This is a genomic window from Natrinema sp. 74, assembly GCF_046097095.1.
In the GTDB taxonomy this organism is placed as follows: Archaea; Halobacteriota; Halobacteria; order Halobacteriales; family Natrialbaceae; genus Natrinema.
This window is the reverse complement of sequence record NZ_CP175698.1, coordinates 2,477,472-2,492,887: the sequence shown is the minus strand read 5'-3', so window position 1 is coordinate 2,492,887 and position 15,416 is coordinate 2,477,472. Positions and strand designations below refer to the sequence as shown.

Here is a 15,416-nt window from a genome sequence, read left to right as displayed (position 1 = left end):
CGACCGCGAGTATCCGATCGTCGCAACGAAAGCCAATCCGTGCGATGGCACGCGCGGCGACGCGCTGTCGCTGTCGAGACGATCTCCCGTGTCATCGCCGAGCAAAGAGCGGCAGTCAATCGACGGAGTCATCGAATTCGGGGATCGGCGCTGCCGAATCGCGTTCCGCCCCTCCCGTCGATACGCGGTCCGTAGTCAGTCCTGACTCGCCCGCTTGAAGAAGGCGATCGCGGCACCGAGAAGCGTCAGGTTCTGGAGGAACGAGGTGAGTTCCTCGTCACGCGAGTCCGAGTCGACGGCCCAGAAGTCGTGCATGACGGGCGTGACGCCGATAAAGAACGCGGCGATGCTGCCCGCGGACAGTTTCGGCCGTTTCCAGAATCCGATTCCGAGGCTTCCGCCGAGGAGGAGCCCGCTCGAGAGCGGGACGAGCCTGTCAGCGGCCGGAACGCCCTTGGCGTCTGCGTACGCGATACGACCATCGAGATTCGTCAGGTTACGGATGGCGAGTACCGCGAGGCCGCCCGCGAAGAGGACCCTCCCGAGCCGCGACGGCGTGCTCGTCTCCGTATCGTCGTCTTGTGACATCACTCGAGTCGAGGTTCCTCGGTGAATTAACCCTCACTCTTACCAACGGTCCTGCCGCTACCTCGGTCGGTACTATCGACGGCCACGTCGACTCGAGAGCGACGGCGTTGCTCGCTCTAATCGTCGCTTGCGACGGGCACGCTCGCACGTACCTCGAGCCGATCGAGATCGCCGATGAAGGAGGCCAGCATCTCGCGGGTGACGTGGGGCATACAGACGACGCGTAGTTCGCCGGTCGCGGTTCTCGAGATGCGCCAGCCCTCAGCCCGGAGCGCGTCGAACGTCGATCGGGGCACGTCGGCCGCGACCAGCGGCAGGGTCGGGTCGGCGACCCGATAGCCGCGCTTCTCGAAGGCGTCGGCGAGCCACTCGGCGTTGTTCTGCGAGCGGACGTACTGGCGGCGGTAGCCCTCGGACCACAGTTCTTCCATCGCCGCGACGGCACTCGCCACGCCCGCACCCGATCGCGTCCCGGTCAGGGTCGCCTGGGAGGTCGACTCGAGGTAGGGTGTATCGACGGCGAGTTCGTCGAGCAGGGACGGCTCGCGGACGAGCAGCCCGCCGGCGGGGACCGCGGCCTGGCCCATCTTGTGGGGGTCGATCGCCATCGTGTCGACCGCGGCGTGACCGAAGTGCCACTCGTAGTCGGTAAAGGGGAGGACGAAGCCGCCCCAGGCGGCGTCAACGTGGCACATCGCGCCGACCGACCGAGCGATCTCGCCGAGTTCCGGAATCGGATCGACGCGGCCGTACTCGGTCGTCCCCGCGACGCCGATTACCGCGGCGGTGTCGTCGTCGACCGACGCCCGAACGGCCTCGAGGTCCGCGCGATGGCGGTCGTCGGTCGGAACGATGCGCAGTTCGACGCCGAGCAGGTCGGCGGCCTTCTGGAAACTGAAGTGGCCCGATTCGGGCATGACGACGTTCGGCGTTCGGCTATCGGCCCGTTCGCGGGCGATCCGAACGGCCTGAATGTTGGCTTCCGTCCCGCCGCTCGTGATGTAGCCCGTAGGGTCGTCCATGCCAGCGATCTCGCCGAGGAGGGCGACGGCGTCGTCCTCGAGCGCTGATACGTTCGGGTAGGTGCCAGGGTCACCGGGGTTCGTCGCGAGAAACCGTTCGGCCGCGTCGCGCGCCGCCGGGTGGGGTTCCGTACACATCGACGAGAGAACCCGGTCGAACGCTTGCGGCTCGATTTGCATATCACGTATGTAAACGGTCAACGGTTTATTTGTTGCGTTTGACGATGTTTCTCGAGGGAGGGGTTTGGAGTCACGGATCGAACGTGACGTTCGGTGATGCCGAGCGGACCACCCGCGCTCCGTCGAAAGCGTGCCTTCAAGTCCGCCGCCGCGCAACGACGACGCATGAACCCAGGCGACCGCGTCCGCGTCGATCGCGCAGACCGCACGTACGAAGGCGTGTTGCTCCCCTCGAGCACGGGCGACCACCTCGTGGTGAAACTCGAGGGTGGCTACAACGTCGGCATCGACCGCGAGGAAGCCGACGTATCGGTCCTCGCAGAGGACGTCTACGAGATCGACGGGACGGACTCGACGGGGGCGGAGAACGAGGCAGCCAGTTCGGAGATCGAGTTCGACGACGACCTGCCGACGATCTCGCTGCTCTCGACCGGCGGGACGATCGCCTCGACGGTCGACTACCGCACGGGCGCGGTGACGGCCCAGTTCGATGCCGAGGACGTCCTGCGGGCGGTGCCGGATCTCGCTGGTCGGGCGAACTACCGCGGTCGCGTCGTCGCCAACATCCTCTCGGAGAACATGGAGCCACCGCTCTGGCAGGACCTCGCGCAGGCGGTGTACGAGGAGATCGAGGCCGGTGCCGACGGGGTCGTCGTCATGCACGGCACCGACACGATGCAGTTCTCCGCGTCGGCGCTTTCGTTCATGCTTGAGACGCCGGTGCCGGTCGTCTTCACCGGGTCCCAGCGCTCGGCTGACCGGCCGTCCTCGGACAACGTGATGAACGCCGTCTCGGCCGTCGAGGCCGCCAAAAGCGACTGCGCGGAAGTGCTGGTTTGTATGCACGCCTCCGAATCGGACGACCGCTGTGCGCTCCACCGCGGGACGCGCGTGCGAAAGAACCACACCTCTCGCCGCGACGCCTTCGAGACGGTCGGTGCGGAGCCGCTGGGCGAAGTCGACTACGAGACCAGCGGCGACGAGACGGTCTCGTTCCGGCGCGACTATCGAGAGCGCGGCGCGGTCGATCCGGCGATCGAATCCAACCTCGAGGCCGACGTGGAACTCCTGAAGTTCACGCCCGGGATGGACCCCGCGTTCCTCGAGACGGTCGAGGGCAGCGATGGCCTCGTCATCGAGGGTACCGGCCTCGGCCACGTCCACACCGACCTCATCCCACGGATCGCGGACCTGATCGAGGACGGGACGACGGTCGTGATGACCAGCCAGTGTCTCGAGGGCCGGGTCTGCGACCGGGTCTACGATACGGGTCGTGATCTGCTCGAGGCGGGCGTCGTCGAGGCCGGCGACACGCTGCCAGGGACGGCGAAGGTCAAGCTGATGTGGGCGCTCGCAAACAGCGAGAACGTCGAGGAGGCGATGGGGACGTCGCTGGCCGGCGAGATTCAGGAACGGTCGGTTCCCTGGGAGTAGGACGAATTCGTCTCGAGGAGATCGGCTGGACCTGAAACGGTGGCTCGGGTGTGAGTGGGGCGACGGTGTTCTGCTATCGTGGCGGCATGGGATTTCCACGCCCTCCCCAACCGATTTCTGCTCACGGGTGCTTCGCACCCGTCGCATGGTTCGCGGGACCGGCGGTCCCGCGCTAACACTCACGTCTCGCAGCGTTCGCTCATCCACCTGAAGACACGACGCGTCTTCTGAGCCATTCGCTCGCAGGCTCGCGAAAACCTCGCACGGCTTCGTCTTGTGATTCACTTTGGTCATCATTCGACAGCGCGCGCCACCGTATGGCTGTTCACCGGTCTGTAGCTGACGGCGTGTCTCCGTCTCGAGAGCCTGCGAAGTTCTTTCCCGCGCGGTCGTGTTACCAACGACCGTTCGACGAACGATGTCATCCGACGCCGATCCCGCCATCGAGATCCGCCGTGCCACCCACGACGATTACGAGGCCGTCGCCGACTTCACGAGCGACATCTGGCCCGAACGCGGCGGCGACTACATCCCGCGGATCTACCACGACTGGCTCGAGGACGAGCACAGGCAGGGAAAGAAAACGTTCCTCGCGGAAGTCGACGGCGACGCCGCGGGAATCGTGCAGGGGGTCATGCTCTCCGAGGACGAGGCCTGGTTTCAGGGGATGCGCGTCGCGGCCGACCACCGCCGGCAAGGCATTAGCAGCAGGCTGAACGAGGCGACCTTCGAGTGGGCCCGCGAGCAGGGCGCGACCGTCGGCCGGGTGATGATCTTTTCGTGGAACGCGGACTCGCTTGGCGCGGCGCGATCGAGCGGCTACGAGCCGATCACCGAGTTCCGCTTCGCCCACCGAGGGCCCGATGCGGCCGCTTCGGGGCCGTCTCGGGTCTCGAACGATCCCATCGCAGCCTGGCGATACTGGACCCACAGCAACGCGCGCGCCCACCTGACCGGACTGGGACTCGCCCCCGAGGAATCGTGGGCCGTCCGCGAACTCACCGGAGACGATTTCGAGCGGCTGGGCGAGAAGACGGCCGTCTTCGCGGTCGAACGCGACGACGGGCTCGCGGGCGTCGGCTACAGAACGCGAACCGTCGAGCGACCGGCCGACGAAACCGAGTCGGGCGAACCGGAAACGTGGGCCGAGTACGGCCTCGGCGCGTGGGACGACGTCGACGCCGCGCGCTCGCTGTTCGCCGCGGTCGCCAGGGACGCGGCCGCGCTCGAGGCCGACGCGACTCGCATCGCGATTCCCGAGACCGCCCGGTTCGTCACCGACGCCGCCGCGACGGGGGCCGCGATCGCCGAAGAGCCGGACATCGTACTCGGGATCGATCTCACCACGTACTGACGCACCTCACTCCGCGGCCAGTCGTCGCAGCCGCTCGAGGCGGCGCTCCGTCGCGGGGTGGGTCGCGAAGAGACCGCCACCGCCGTCGCGCTCCGGATCCAGCGTCGGCAGGACAGACATGGCGTCCACGGACTCGGCGTGTCTCCGCAGATCCTCCGGCGGGGGCTCCGCGGTTGACGAATCGAGTCGCTCGAGCGCGGCCGCGAGCGCGCCCGGATCGCCGGTCGCGGCGACGGCCGCCCGGTCGGCCGCGAACTCCCGCCCGCGAGAGAACAGCCCAACGCCGAGGCTCGAACTGAGAGTCAGCAGGTGGCCGACCGCCAGCCAGGGAAGGACGCGCGGGTCGAAGTCGTCATCGTCGTCCATCATCGCAACGAACTCCTCAGACGCGACCAGCGGGACGAGCACCCACGTCAGCAGCCGCAGGTCGTCGTTCGCGACGTGGGCGAGCTCGTGGGCGAGCACCGCCTCGAGTTCCGCGTCGGACACCGCCTTGAGCAGGCCCGCGGAGACGACGACGACCGGCTCGCCGCCGCTCGAGGTGGTACACGCGATCGGGGTGGCCGCAGGGTGGCGTCGCAGGTCTGGCACCGGCAGATCGAACTGCGCTGCGAGCCGCGACGCCGACGATTCGACGCGACCGCTCCCGTCGGAATCGATCGACACCGTCTCTCGGAGCAGCCGACGGCGGCTCCGACGGACCGCGCGCCGCATGCCGGCGGCCCACGTAAGCAACGTGAGAGCCGTTCCGAAGAGGAATGCACCGACGAGCGTCCACGGACCGGGATCGATCACAGCGCCGACCGCGGCAACGACGATGCCGCCGATCGCAGCGCCGCCGATGATCACCAGAACTAGCCCGAGAGCGGCCAGCGTTCCGAGCCCGATCACGCAGGCACCGATCGCCCGTCCCGCGAGTCCAATTGTGGTCCGTACTCGCACGGCTACCGGTTTCAATCGGAGACAGTTAATCGATTCGACGGCTCGTCGACGGACCGTCGGTCGAACCATCGCGGTGGTGCGCCGTGTTACCCGCCGCTGACCGGCGGAAACAGCGCCAGTTCGTCGCCCTCCTCGAGCACCGTCTCCATCCCCTCCTCTTCGACGAGCACGTTCGTGCCGTTGCGAAGCACGTTGATCTGCGATCGCAGTTCGCCGTCGCCGTCGAGGATTCGGCCCTCGAGGTCGGGTCGGTCCGCGACGAGTTGCTCGAGCGCGTCGCCGACGGTGTCGCCGGCCCCGGCGTCGACGGCCACGTGTTTGTTGCCCGCGCGTTCGGCGAGGTCGGCAAACAGTTTCCACTCCGTGGGCATACGTGGCGCTATCGGTGCCGACGGCAAGTAGCTACCGCTCCCGCGGCCGTTCCGGCTCGCGTTCGGAGTCGCGGTCGGCGTCCGACTCGCCGAGAGCGTTCGAACCCGGTCTCCGACCGGTCGTAGCGCCCTCATCCTCGGTTCGCGCCACGGCCAGCGTCCGCTCGGTTACCCGTCGCAGCGCATCGGGCCGCCCGAGAACGTATGCGGTGTCGCCGACCGCCAGTCGAACGTCGCCGGCCGGCAGCACCAGCGCCTCGTCGCCGTCGTCCCGGTGCTCGCGCTCGAGGGCCAGCACCAAGACCGGCAGCGCGTCGATCGCCACGCCGGTGAGCGGATCGTCTGCCTCGACGGCGACGGTCGTCACCGTCTCGTCGGCCGCCCAGAGCAGTGAAACGAGGGCACGTTCGGCATCGGGGCTATCCGGCAGCGTCACGAGCCGATACTCTCGATCGGGCTCGAGATTGCGGGCGTCGTCGGCGTCCAGCGCGACCGTCGCCACGTCGTCGGCGGTCGCGCGCAGTTCGCCGCTGGCGACTCGACGAGCGGTGCCGCCCTCCTCGTCGCGCGTCCAGACGCGCACCGCATCGCCCGGGCTGGCGTCGGCCGCGGGATCGGCCTCGAGCGCAACGGCAACGGTGCCCGGCGCGAGCGTCGGGCCGATCCCAGCCTGTCGGCCGCCGACGGCGAGGTAGTCGATCGTCCCGTCCGCCTGTAGATCCACGTCGACGTGGCCGATCCCGAAGTCGCGCTCGAGGCGGGCGATCAGCCGCTCGCGGAGCTGATCGACGGTGAGCCGGCGCGGGAAGAGCAGGGTTTGGCCGGCGATCTCCGCCTTGACCGTCTCGTCGACGGGGTCGTAGCCGTCGATATCGTCGATCTCCGCGGGGAGGTCGACGGTGATCATCCGGCCGGCAGACCGAACGAGCTGGCCGACTTCGGTGATCGTCCGCGGCGTCGCGACCATGAACACGTCCCGGGCGAGAAAGTCGCCCAGCCGCCGCCCGGCGTCGGCGGCGATCGCACTGGCGACGAACGTCCCGACGGTATAGACCGCGGTTTTCGGCTCGAGTAGCCCCGTATCATTGAGAATCGCCTGCTGTAGCGCGGTCTGGGTGTTCAACAGGAGCGCGACGACCGTGACTCCGACGAGAACGGCGACCCCGTCCGCGATTCCGGTGGCGCTGTACCAGCGGTACGTGACGGCCGCGACGGCCGCCGCGCCGGCCGAGAGCACGGCCAAGCCGACGATTCGGACGAGTGCCGCCACTGGCGTTTCCATCGGGAGCGCCTGTGCGAGAGCGAGAGCGGTCATCTCGCGATCGCCTCCGCAAATGTCTCGGTCGCTTCCTCCGGACCCACGACGAAGGCCTCGTCGCCGGCCTCGAGACGGCGCTCGATGCCGGGGCCGAACACCCAGCCGTGGCGGCGGCCGCCGGTCTCGCTGCCCTGGCGTCGCACCGCGAGGACCGTCACGTCGGCTGCCGCGGGCGCGGCGACATCGTCCGCCTCGGCGCTCGCGCTGGCCGCGCCGACGGTGAGCCGCCGAACGGCGTACCCCTCGCGTTTGACCAGCGAAAACGCCTCGAACTCGCGGCTCGTCCCGCGAGACCGGACGACGAGTCGCGGCGAGCTGGCCTCGAGCAGGGCCTTCACGTCCCGGCGCGCGACGGCGAGAGTGACCCGTCCAGACCCGCCAGCGGTCGCCGCGTTCGGTTTCGGCTCGGGGACGACGGCCTCGACGTCTTCACCGCCGTCGGTGGCCGCGCGGTCGTCGTCCGCGGGCGCTTCAAGGGTCGGCGCGGGCTGCTCGTCGTCGATCTCGCTTCGGACGCTCAGCACCGTGCCGGTGATCGAGCGTTCGTCGGTTCGAACGGTCACCTCGTCGCCACGGGCAAGCCCCGTCGGGACCAGCGTCGTGAGGGAGACGGCGCGCTGGCTTCCGGAAATGCGCCGCGAGAGGCTTCCCGACGGCGGTGCCGCCGCGATCGTCGCCCGAGCGCGCTCGTTGATCGTGACGTCGACGTCCGCGAGGTCGTGGTCGGTTCGCAGCCGCTCCTCGAGGCGGCCCTCGAGTTCCGAGAGCGGCAGATCGGCGGGGAATCGCCACGAACCGGCCGAGAGGCGGCCGCGGATGTCGGACGACAGCGGCGGATACCCCTCCATGTCGCGGATGTCTCCGGTCGGCCGGACGGTGACTTGACCGACCGCACCGACGAGTTCGACCACGTCGGCCGAGAGCGTCCGTTGTCGGAGGCGGGTAAAGGAGAGCCGGCGAGGGAGTTCGGCCCCGAGTTTGTCGCCCTGGTTGTGGGCGTAGAGCGCGAGCATAAGGACGACCAGCACGGCGACGAGCAGTCGTGGTGACTGGGAGATCGTGGGTTCGACAAGACCGAGCAGCCCGCCTTGCACGCTGGCGATCGACAGCGCGAGGACAACGACACCGAAGCCGGGCAGCGTGACGCCCGTGAAGTACCGCACGAGAAACCCGAGCGATCCGGCGACGAACGCGGGGACGATACCGGTCAAGAGGCCGAGATAGAGGCCGAGCAGTACTTCGACCGGGAGCGACGACATTGTCAGTCAGTGGCTGGGAATCGTTAAATGTGCACCGACGGACCGCCGCGGCGGACGCCGATCGGCGGGACGAGAAGCCGACCGCGGCGCGACGCGACACGTGCCGCCGGACGCCGGGGGCGAATTTTTGCTCGCTGGCGTCGTATAGTCCGGTATGGTGATCTCGATCCAGTACTACGACCTGGTCCTCCTCGGGATTCTGGCGAGCCTGGTACTTGGGTTTGCCGCCGGAGCCCTGACGACGATCTCGACGGCGATTACGGTGCCGGCGGCGGCGCTCATCGGCATCGCGCTGATTTACCAGACGATCTTCCTGCGCGGGCCGGTGAGCTCGACCAGCGACCTCTCCGAGGAGGCCCACGAGATCGAACTGCCGAAGTGATCACCCACACACCGTCGGTGCGCGAGCGACCGCCAGCCGAACCCGGTCGACGCACTGAGGTTTATGCGAACACTCGCCGTAGCGTCCGTATGCTCTCCCGTGTTCTCGTCCCGATGGACGGCTCCGAGCTGGCCGAGCACGCACTCGAGTACGCGCTCGAGAACCACCCCGACGCGTCGGTGACCGTCCTCACCGTCGTCGGCGAGCCGTCGGTCATGATGGGCGAGGCGATGAGTATCGCTTTCGAGGACGACATCGAGGCGGCCGCGGAGGACCGTGCCGAGTCGGTTCTCGAGCGCGCCAGCGAAGTGGCCGCCGAGCACGATGCCGAGATCGACACCGTCGTCGCGGTCGGCCGGCCCGCACGGGCGATCGTCCGCCGGGCCGACGACTACGACGCGGTCGTGATGGGGAGTCACGGCGGCGATATGGTCGATCGGCTGTTCGTCGGAAACGTCGCCGACACCGTGTTCAAACGGTCGTCCGTGCCGGTGACCGTCGTCCGCTGACCGCACTCGAGCGTGTCTCCGGCGGCCGGGGTAGTCCGGGGTGGACCGACGCGACACGGAGACGTTTAACTAACGCCGCCGCTCAGCGGAGTGTATGGTCGGCGGCCGGTCGCTTCGAGAACGACTGCCGGAGAACTGGCGACGAGTGTTTACGACGCGGGCCACCGTAATTCTCGTCTTGCTCGTCGCGCTCCTCTCGGTCGCAACCGCGATTCTCAATATCTGGACGCCCGACCCCGGTCCGCTGCACAAACACGTTCCCGAAGCGATTCAAAGCGCCGCCGCCTTCACCGGGGCACTCACCGGATTCGCGATGGTCGGCAGTGCGCTCGCCCTCCGACGCGGACTCCGCGCCGGGTGGTGGGCGACGTTACTGTTACTTCCGGTGACTGCGGGACAAGGACTCCTCCAGTCGAGTCGATACTCGCTACCGCTGGTCGTCCTCTCCGTCGTTTCGATCCCGGCACTCCTGTTGACGCGCGGTCGGTTCGACAAAGCGCTCTCGCTGACCACGACCCAGATCGCTGCCGGGACATCCCTCATCGGCGTTCAGCTCTACGGCACTATCGGCGGCTACGCCCTCCGGGAGCACTTCGACGAGATCGACACCATCCTCGACGCGTTCTACTTCACGCTGATCACCTCGAGCACGGTCGGATACGGCGACGTGACGCCGAACTCGGGGTCGGTCCAGGGGATGCTGTTTACGATGTCCGTGCTCGTGTTGGGCGTCGCCAGTTTCGGTATCGCCATCGGGGCGCTCGTCGGCCCGCTGATCCAAGACCGCATCTCGCGAACCCTCGGAAAGATGACCGAATCACAGCTCCACCTGCTCGACGAGCACATTCTCGTGCTCGGCTACGGCGAACTGACGGAACCGATCGTCGACGAACTCGCGGACAGCGGCCGCTCGTTCGTCGTCGTCACCACCGACCGCGAGGCCGCGACGGCGTTGTCCGACCGCGACGTACAGGTCATCACCGCCGATCCGAGCGACGAAGAACCGCTCAAGCGCGCGAAGATCGACCGCGCAGCCGCGATCCTCGTCGCGACGAACCACGACGCCGAAGACGCGCTGACGGTCCTCACCGCGCGCGAACTCGCACCGACGACTCGCATCGTCGCGGCCGCGACCGACCGCGAGAACAGCAAGAAACTCGAGCGCGCCGGCGCGGACTCGGTGATCAGCCCGGCGCAACTCGGGGGGCACCTGCTCGTCCAGTCGGCGCTTGGCAGCGACGAGACCGCGCTGGTCGACCGCATCCTCGAGAGCGAGTGATCGCGGCTACCGGTGGCGGCCCCGGTGGACGATCGCCACGTCGGTCTCGAGGTCCCGAAGCTTGTGAAACGTCGGCGGCGAGACGAATCGCGAGGCGGCCGACCGATCGGTGCTCGAGCCGACGAAACAGACGTCGTGCCGGGGCGCGGCCCGCGAAAGGTATGCCTCGACCGACGCGGTGGCGACGTGGGTCTCGAAGGGACCCGAGAAGGCGTCGACGAGGGCGGTCAGTGTGTTCTCGGCCCGCCGGCGCTGAGATTCGCTGTCGATACAGGTACAGACGCTGACCGCGCGGCCAGGCTCGGTCACTCGGATGGCGAAATCGAGCATCGCGCGGGCGGTGTCGCCGGCACCCCGAACCGCGACGAGGCCGTGTCGCCACCGCCGGCGCTCCTCGCTCGAGCGAAACGCGATGACGTCGATCTCGCTCTCGAAGAGCCCCCTGATGAACGACGAGAGCGCGCCGCGGTCGTCCTCGGCGTAGGGAGTGACGATGAGATCGCAGTTCTGTTGACGCGCGGTCTGGAGGACCAACCCGGCCGAGAGCCCGCCATCGGAGCGCCGTTCCGATGAGGACCGCGAACCGAACGGTCGCTCACCGCCGTCGGCGGCGACGACGACCTCGCAGGGGACGTCGTATGCCGACTCGAGGTCAGTCGCGAGTGACTCGAGGCGGTCGGCGGCGTCGCTCGCCGCGCGTTCGGCGGCGGCCGCGACGTCCTCACCGCCGTCGGTGCTGGCCTGTGCGTCGACCGCGTCGCCGGCCTGTTCCGAGGAGGCGTCCGCAGCAGACCCACCACCATCCTGTCCGACGGCCGCCTCGTCGATGGCGTCGACGAGGACGACCTTCCCGGCGTCGTGTGCGCCGGCGATCGACGCGGCGAAGCGAGCGACCGTCTCGTCGCCGTTGCCCATCGGCACGAGGACGTGGTCGTCGCTGCTGGTCGTCCCGTAGAGATAGCGGGCGCGCTGCTCGTAGAAGTGACGCCGCCAGAGGACGAACGCGGCCGCGACGAACGAACTCGAGACGACGATCCCGAGAACGTAGGCGAACTGTGCGTTACCGGTCACGAGCACAAGCAGCGCGGTCGAAAATGCCGTCGGCTCCTCGAGATCGAGCGCCCAGGTGCAGGCCCCGGTGAGGAAGACGCCGAGGGCGGCACTGGACGCCCCGATCGTCTCGGCGGGGAGCCCGATCATGGTCGTAAACGCAAGCGCGAGCCAGCCACAGAGCGCCCCGACGGTCATCCCGCCGACGAACGTCCCCGGCGTCGAGTACTTCCCCTCGGGATCGGCAAAGAGCGTGTATGTCCCAGAGGCCAGCGGGGGAAACAGCAGGAACGAGACCGCCGTCGTCACGTCCGCAAACCACGTCACCGCCCCGATCAAAAGCGGCACGAACACCAATACCGAGAGGTGCAGGAGGTTGCCCGTGTGCTCGATCCATCGGCGGAAGGCGTCGAGTTCGCGTCGCTCCAGTCGTCGGAGCCGTCTCACGAGCGCGCGAACGCGCGCCCGTACTTCCTCGCGCATCTCTCTTCCTCAACGGAGGTCCAGCGCACCCAAAACTGTTCGGCTTTGCAGGGGGCGTCGGCACGCTCCCGAGACTACTCCGGCGTGCCCTCGAGGATGTCGACCCCGCTCGAGGCCCCGATCCGGTCGGCTCCCGCCTCGAGCATGGCCACGGCGTCGTCGTAGCTCCTGATGCCGCCGCTGGCCTTGACCGGGAGGTACTCGCACAGGAGTTCGACGTCGTCGACGGTCGCGCCCCTGTTGGCGAAGCCGGTTGACGTCTTCACCATCGCGGCGTCGGCCGCGACGGCGGCCTCACAGGCCCGGCGCTTTTCCTCGTCGGAAAGCAGTGCGGTCTCGAGGATGACCTTCACCGGGATCGGCACCGCGGCGACCAGTTCGGCGAGTTCGGCCCTGACGACGTCGTCTTCGCCGGCCTGCAGGCGGCCGACGTTGATCACGACGTCGAGTTCGTCCGCGCCGGCCTGCCAGGCGGTCACGCCCTCGCGGCGCTTGATCTCGTGGCTGTGCTGGCCGTGAGGGAAGCCGACGACGGTCGCGAGGGTCACGTCGGGGGCGTAGTCGGCCGCCTCCGCGACGGCAGAGGGCGGGATGCAGGCGTTCATCCCGTACTCCCGGGCCTCGTCGAGGACCGTCCGCACGTCGGCCGGGGTCGTCTCGGGTCCGAGGACGGTGTGGTCGATCAGGGGAGCGAGTTCGCTGCGGTCCATACGCGGGCCGACTCGGCGACGGGTGAAAAGCCGCCCGGTCAGTTCACGACTCGGCGGCCGAGACTCGAGGCACGATCGACGGACCCCCGCTTTTGTTCAGTTCCCCGCCGCTAGCTGTCAATCACGGTCCAGCAGGTATCCGGTACATCGAGTCGAATTATCGTCTGGAAGTCGGCTCCAGCGAGGCGTACGAAATCGACCGGGTGCAGGACCACTCGAGCGTGGCCACCAAACGCGGACCCATTTGCGAGCCATGTTTCGCCTACTGCCACCGAGAGATAACCATCTCACACGACGACAGTAGCGCGTCCGACTATCGATAGCGCCCACGCTCGAGTCGGTCCGCCACCGGAAGACTCACGCTCGGCGGAAACGATGAGCGACGACGTAGTCGTCTTCGACCTCACATCGTCGCCGACGGTCGACTTTGGAGTCGCGCAACTGTTGGAGGCCCTCCAGCGAAAACTCGAGTCGTGCGGAACGGACCTCCGGGTTGCGGGAGCGGACGCCGAGGTCATGAACCTGTTCGAGGCGACGGGACTTGCAGCGAACGTTGGCGGTGTGACGCCCGAGGGCCGGTCGACGACGTCATCGACCGCTGGAGAGCGGAGCGATCGTCCTAACGAGTGGAATCGAGATTCGCATCGATACCGCGGTGGTCAGCATGGACTGCCGGCGTATTGGTGATCACCGCGGTACCGAGCAACCGAAGATGTCGATAGTCCAACTCTACCCTCTTGTATGCCTGTTGACGGTGACTGTGTCATAAACGACAAAAAGAGAGGCCGGAATAAGGAGAACCCACCCAGCGTAAGAGAGAGGCGGAGACTCGAGCAACGCAAGAGACCCCCCAACGAAGAGCGCAACACCGGAGATGATGCGTGTGACGATTCGTGTGAGCGTCAGGCCGTGATAAAAGTATTCGAATAACGGATCAACGAAGACATTCCTAAGAATATATGACAGGATGGATTCCATATGACGACCTATTTGAGTTAGAAAATAAAAGTTTGACGGTTAGCCAAAAATACTACTGCATTAGGTCCTGGTAGAAATTATCAGAATTTCTTACCTATTCTAGATTGTTCCGACCGAGCCTTCGTCTTGGTGCAGGCGTAGAGGTCAACTGCACGCACAATAGCGTCTCTTCGGTAGGGCTCTTTCAACCGCGCTTGGACGTTCTCGACGTCACATAGTCGAAACATCACCCGCGCTTCCCACCGGTCGTCGACGCCATATTTCGCACACATGCGACCAGCGCGCTCGTTGCTCGCCGATTCCACGCTCCGCTGCCTCAAGGCCTTTGCTCCAGCTTCGACTGTGCGGCGAGTCACATCATATGCTTCCTGTACGGCGTCGTAGACCATCTCGGCGACGTGGTTCGATCGAAGCGAGACGGACCCGTACTCAGACACAACTAACTTGAGAATCCGCTTCAGCGCTTGTCGCACGCTATCGACATGACGGCCGTGTTCCTCGGCGATATTCTGAGGCGATAACTGCCCACCGACAGTGACCAGCGTCTCGAGAACCTCCCACTCGACGAGCGATAACCCATCTGAGAGGTGTTTCACGATCACGCTTTCCTGCGCAACGATGGTCTGGGCTTCCTCGAGAATGACGTTCTCAGACAGATTATCCTACGGAACGTTGTTGCAGTGGTGAACGTCGAACTCGTCGCTGAATACTTTCTGCGGATCGTTCTCGACGCAGGCAACCGGCTGGTGGATGTAGGCGGTCAAATCGTCGTCACCGACGCGACATCGAACGACTCGTAGCCGAGCCTGGTGTGGTGAACGGCGACCGTCATACCGACTCTCCCCGTCACGATCAGTATCCGTACATAACGACCGAGTACAGTCTACTGGCCGCCCATTTGTTTTTATACGAGAACGTGTAATTTCTTGCGTATGTCATTGACTGCTGCTGCTCTGCTTGGGGCATTGATCGCATTATCAGCCGCTTTTGGAGGGATAAGCGGGTTTGTTGGAGTACGCCGAGCACTCTCGACATAACGTACAAGCAAATGCTCAGTACCGTTTGAGGGTGTACCACCGTCGGTAGAACCTCCCACTTCTTGAGCGCGCGGCGAACCTCGTCATCGTCATCGGTTGCCTGATGGGCTGGCTGGGCGTCTGAGTCTCGACATCGTACAGCCGGTTCGCACGGACGAATCCGTCCGTCATCGTTCCACCTCTCCACCGTCGGTGCGTACTGGCGCAACCCGCTCTGCACCAGTCCGCTGTATTCGACGGGGACACCCGCATTCGTAACCTGCTTCGGAGTGGCCGTCAGTGAGACGGGTGTAGCGACACCCACACTCGGGACACTGGAATTCCCGGTCTGTCGTCGGTGTCGGTAGAGTGTTCAATCGTTGTCGGGATATTATTAGATCAATTTCGAGACTATTTTCGGCGCTCACGCGGACCACCCCATTTCCTTCGAAGAATCGCCAGACTACGGCAACCGGGTAGTAAAATCCGCTATGATTTGGTTTCGCGACCCCTGTTATTCCACCTTTCGAAGTCGGAAATG

General features: G+C 66.3%; 16 protein-coding genes. 6 read left to right on the top strand and 10 right to left on the bottom strand.

The window, feature by feature from the left end; translation table 11 throughout:
- Positions 1-195: 195 nt before the first annotated feature.
- Both ACJ70B_RS12370 and mfnA read right to left on the bottom strand, forming a co-directional pair.
- Positions 196-588: a DoxX family protein gene (locus ACJ70B_RS12370; protein ID WP_408957298.1), complete on the bottom strand. Its 393-nt coding sequence runs from the start codon at positions 586-588 to the stop codon at positions 196-198.
- Positions 589-704: 116 nt separating this feature from the next.
- A complete protein-coding gene (gene mfnA, locus ACJ70B_RS12365) occupies positions 705-1,790 on the bottom strand; it encodes a tyrosine decarboxylase MfnA (protein ID WP_408957297.1) in 1,086 nt (361 codons plus the stop codon).
- 165 nt (positions 1,791-1,955) lie between these two features.
- On the opposite strand from mfnA, the gene gatD reads away from it, so the two are divergent.
- Together gatD and ACJ70B_RS12355 are read left to right on the top strand one after the other, a co-directional pair.
- Positions 1,956-3,224 carry a Glu-tRNA(Gln) amidotransferase subunit GatD gene (gatD, locus tag ACJ70B_RS12360; RefSeq protein ID WP_408957296.1) on the top strand — a complete coding sequence of 423 codons (1,269 nt, stop codon included), beginning with the start codon at positions 1,956-1,958 and terminating at the stop codon, positions 3,222-3,224.
- A 418-nt stretch (positions 3,225-3,642) separates the two neighbouring features.
- Positions 3,643-4,578, top strand: a complete 936-nt coding sequence (locus ACJ70B_RS12355) for an N-acetyltransferase family protein (protein WP_408957295.1) — start codon at positions 3,643-3,645, stop codon at positions 4,576-4,578.
- Positions 4,579-4,584: 6 nt separating this feature from the next.
- On the opposite strand, the gene ACJ70B_RS12350 is transcribed toward ACJ70B_RS12355, so the two are convergent.
- From ACJ70B_RS12350 to ACJ70B_RS12335, 4 genes are all read right to left on the bottom strand, one after another.
- Positions 4,585-5,520: a M48 family metallopeptidase gene (locus ACJ70B_RS12350; protein ID WP_408957294.1), complete on the bottom strand. Its 936-nt coding sequence runs from the start codon at positions 5,518-5,520 to the stop codon at positions 4,585-4,587.
- A gap of 86 nt (positions 5,521-5,606) precedes the next feature.
- Positions 5,607-5,891 carry a ubiquitin-like small modifier protein 1 gene (locus tag ACJ70B_RS12345; protein WP_408957293.1) on the bottom strand — a complete coding sequence of 95 codons (285 nt, stop codon included), beginning with the start codon at positions 5,889-5,891 and terminating at the stop codon, positions 5,607-5,609.
- Positions 5,892-5,922: 31 nt separating this feature from the next.
- Positions 5,923-7,206: a TrkA C-terminal domain-containing protein gene (locus ACJ70B_RS12340; RefSeq protein WP_408957292.1), complete on the bottom strand. Its 1,284-nt coding sequence runs from the start codon at positions 7,204-7,206 to the stop codon at positions 5,923-5,925.
- Positions 7,203-8,468 (bottom strand): potassium transporter TrkA, encoded by a 1,266-nt coding sequence (locus tag ACJ70B_RS12335; protein ID WP_408957291.1) that lies wholly within the window; start codon positions 8,466-8,468, stop codon positions 7,203-7,205. The genes ACJ70B_RS12340 and ACJ70B_RS12335 overlap by 4 nt, the downstream gene beginning before the upstream one ends.
- A 154-nt stretch (positions 8,469-8,622) precedes the next feature.
- Between ACJ70B_RS12335 and ACJ70B_RS12330 the strand changes: the two genes are divergently transcribed.
- From ACJ70B_RS12330 to ACJ70B_RS12320, 3 genes are all read left to right on the top strand, one after another.
- Positions 8,623-8,850, top strand: a complete 228-nt coding sequence (locus ACJ70B_RS12330; RefSeq protein WP_408957290.1) for a hypothetical protein — start codon at positions 8,623-8,625, stop codon at positions 8,848-8,850.
- A gap of 89 nt (positions 8,851-8,939) precedes the next feature.
- On the top strand, positions 8,940-9,359 hold the full coding sequence (locus tag ACJ70B_RS12325) for a universal stress protein (protein ID WP_408957289.1): 420 nt from the start codon (positions 8,940-8,942) through the stop codon (positions 9,357-9,359).
- A gap of 94 nt (positions 9,360-9,453) precedes the next feature.
- Positions 9,454-10,638 (top strand): NAD-binding protein, encoded by a 1,185-nt coding sequence (locus tag ACJ70B_RS12320; protein WP_408957288.1) that lies wholly within the window; start codon positions 9,454-9,456, stop codon positions 10,636-10,638.
- A gap of 6 nt (positions 10,639-10,644) precedes the next feature.
- Here the strand turns inward: ACJ70B_RS12320 and ACJ70B_RS12315 are convergent, their stop codons facing one another.
- Both ACJ70B_RS12315 and deoC read right to left on the bottom strand, forming a co-directional pair.
- Positions 10,645-12,171, bottom strand: a complete 1,527-nt coding sequence (locus tag ACJ70B_RS12315; protein ID WP_408957287.1) for an HPP family protein — start codon at positions 12,169-12,171, stop codon at positions 10,645-10,647.
- A 74-nt stretch (positions 12,172-12,245) separates the two neighbouring features.
- A complete protein-coding gene (deoC, locus tag ACJ70B_RS12310) occupies positions 12,246-12,881 on the bottom strand; it encodes a deoxyribose-phosphate aldolase (RefSeq protein ID WP_408957286.1) in 636 nt (211 codons plus the stop codon).
- 375 nt (positions 12,882-13,256) lie between these two features.
- Here deoC and ACJ70B_RS12305 point away from each other — a divergent pair, with 375 nt between their 5' ends.
- The gene (locus tag ACJ70B_RS12305) at positions 13,257-13,568 is read left to right on the top strand and encodes an STAS domain-containing protein (protein WP_408957285.1); all 312 of its coding nucleotides are present in this window, start codon (positions 13,257-13,259) and stop codon (positions 13,566-13,568) included.
- 42 nt (positions 13,569-13,610) lie between these two features.
- On the opposite strand, the gene ACJ70B_RS12300 is transcribed toward ACJ70B_RS12305, so the two are convergent.
- Positions 13,611-13,859, bottom strand: a complete 249-nt coding sequence (locus tag ACJ70B_RS12300) for a hypothetical protein (RefSeq protein ID WP_408957284.1) — start codon at positions 13,857-13,859, stop codon at positions 13,611-13,613.
- A gap of 80 nt (positions 13,860-13,939) precedes the next feature.
- Entirely contained in the window at positions 13,940-14,461 is a 522-nt protein-coding gene (locus ACJ70B_RS12295; RefSeq protein WP_408957283.1) for a hypothetical protein, read from the bottom strand.
- Positions 14,462-15,416: the final 955 nt, after the last annotated feature.

What these genes read in the sequence shown, in the direction of transcription:
- ACJ70B_RS12370 (WP_408957298.1), bottom strand. Translation starts at nt 588, where the DNA reads ATGTCACAAGACGACGATACGGAGACGAGCACGCCGTCGCGGCTCGGG.
- mfnA (WP_408957297.1), bottom strand. Translation starts at nt 1,790, where the DNA reads ATGCAAATCGAGCCGCAAGCGTTCGACCGGGTTCTCTCGTCGATGTGT.
- gatD (WP_408957296.1), top strand. Translation starts at nt 1,956, where the DNA reads ATGAACCCAGGCGACCGCGTCCGCGTCGATCGCGCAGACCGCACGTAC.
- ACJ70B_RS12355 (WP_408957295.1), top strand. Translation starts at nt 3,643, where the DNA reads ATGTCATCCGACGCCGATCCCGCCATCGAGATCCGCCGTGCCACCCAC.
- ACJ70B_RS12345 (WP_408957293.1), bottom strand. Translation starts at nt 5,891, where the DNA reads ATGCCCACGGAGTGGAAACTGTTTGCCGACCTCGCCGAACGCGCGGGC.
- ACJ70B_RS12340 (WP_408957292.1), bottom strand. Translation starts at nt 7,206, where the DNA reads ATGACCGCTCTCGCTCTCGCACAGGCGCTCCCGATGGAAACGCCAGTG.
- ACJ70B_RS12335 (WP_408957291.1), bottom strand. Translation starts at nt 8,468, where the DNA reads ATGTCGTCGCTCCCGGTCGAAGTACTGCTCGGCCTCTATCTCGGCCTC.
- ACJ70B_RS12330 (WP_408957290.1), top strand. Translation starts at nt 8,623, where the DNA reads ATGGTGATCTCGATCCAGTACTACGACCTGGTCCTCCTCGGGATTCTG.
- ACJ70B_RS12325 (WP_408957289.1), top strand. Translation starts at nt 8,940, where the DNA reads ATGCTCTCCCGTGTTCTCGTCCCGATGGACGGCTCCGAGCTGGCCGAG.
- ACJ70B_RS12320 (WP_408957288.1), top strand. Translation starts at nt 9,454, where the DNA reads ATGGTCGGCGGCCGGTCGCTTCGAGAACGACTGCCGGAGAACTGGCGA.
- ACJ70B_RS12315 (WP_408957287.1), bottom strand. Translation starts at nt 12,171, where the DNA reads ATGCGCGAGGAAGTACGGGCGCGCGTTCGCGCGCTCGTGAGACGGCTC.
- deoC (WP_408957286.1), bottom strand. Translation starts at nt 12,881, where the DNA reads ATGGACCGCAGCGAACTCGCTCCCCTGATCGACCACACCGTCCTCGGA.
- ACJ70B_RS12305 (WP_408957285.1), top strand. Translation starts at nt 13,257, where the DNA reads ATGAGCGACGACGTAGTCGTCTTCGACCTCACATCGTCGCCGACGGTC.
- ACJ70B_RS12300 (WP_408957284.1), bottom strand. Translation starts at nt 13,859, where the DNA reads ATGGAATCCATCCTGTCATATATTCTTAGGAATGTCTTCGTTGATCCG.